This window comes from Acinetobacter sp. YH12102 (assembly GCF_013419125.1).
Taxonomy (GTDB): Bacteria; Pseudomonadota; Gammaproteobacteria; order Pseudomonadales; family Moraxellaceae; genus Acinetobacter; species Acinetobacter pseudolwoffii.
Genome location: NZ_VPAS01000052.1, coordinates 1 through 1,096, shown reverse-complemented (window position 1 = coordinate 1,096; position 1,096 = coordinate 1). Strand labels below are relative to the sequence as shown.

At 45.3% G+C, this 1,096-nt stretch carries 1 protein-coding gene; it reads left to right on the top strand.

The features are described 5' to 3' along the window. Window positions 1-1,096: ISNCY family transposase (locus FTU42_RS14740; protein WP_180083740.1), on the top strand; the 1,096-nt coding region annotated here is incomplete at both ends.

The window sequence follows — 1,096 nt, the reverse complement described above, 5'->3', positions numbered from 1 at the left end:
GGTCGTGGCCAAATCAGCAATTCCAAACTTCCTGAAGAACTCAGACTCAAGTGCCTCAATATTGTTTCTGACCAACTCCATGGTTTCGGACCCACTTTAGCGCATGAAAAGCTCACCACCGTACATGGATTCGATCTTTCAGTAGAAACCCTGCGTTCCTGGATGATTGCAGCTGACTTATGGATTCCTCGATCCAAGCGCCTGAAACGCCCGTATCAGCCTCGTTACAACCGGGATTGCTTTGGTGAACTGATCCAAATTGATGGCTCATATCATGACTGGTTTGAAGGACGCGCTGCTAAATGCTGTCTGCTGGTGTTTATCGATGATGCTACAGGAAAATTGCAGCATTTACGCTTCTGTGAATCAGAATCAGCCTTTGATTATATGATTTCAACACGCTTGTATGTTGAGCAGCATGGTAAGCCGTTGGCATTTTACAGCGACAAACATTCAGTCTTCAGGGTGAATCAAAGCAGCAAGAAAGACACCAAGATTACCCAGTTTGGACGCGTACTCAGTACCCTGAATATCGATATCATCTTCGCCAATTCACCACAGGCCAAAGGCCGTGTGGAACGTGCCAACAGAACCCTTCAGGACCGTCTGATCAAGGAGATGCGTCTGGAAGGTATCAGCTCGATTGAGCAAGCTAATGCCTGGCTACCCTGCTTCATTGAGCAGTTCAATCAGAAGTTCGCCAAGATGGCTTTTAATCCTAAGGATCTACATCGGCCTATCACTGAAACAGCCGAAGAATTAGATGATATTTTTACTTGGCGTGAACCCCGCAGAGTCACGAATAGCCTGACGATTACTTATGATAAATGCGTATATCTCCTGGAAAACACCGAAGAAAATCAAAGGTTGATCGGTAAGTATCTTGAGTTCCTGGAATACCCGGATGGTACTGTAGCCCTCATGCATGATGGCCGAAAGATCAATTACAGCCTCTTCGATAAATTAAGTCAGCTGAATCAGCGAGAGATTGTTGAGAATAAACGGTTGGGTGCTGTTCTGAATCATATCCAACAACAGCATGAAGAACTGGAACAACAAAACAAACGCAATCGTTCTCAAAAGATGCCAAGCAGAC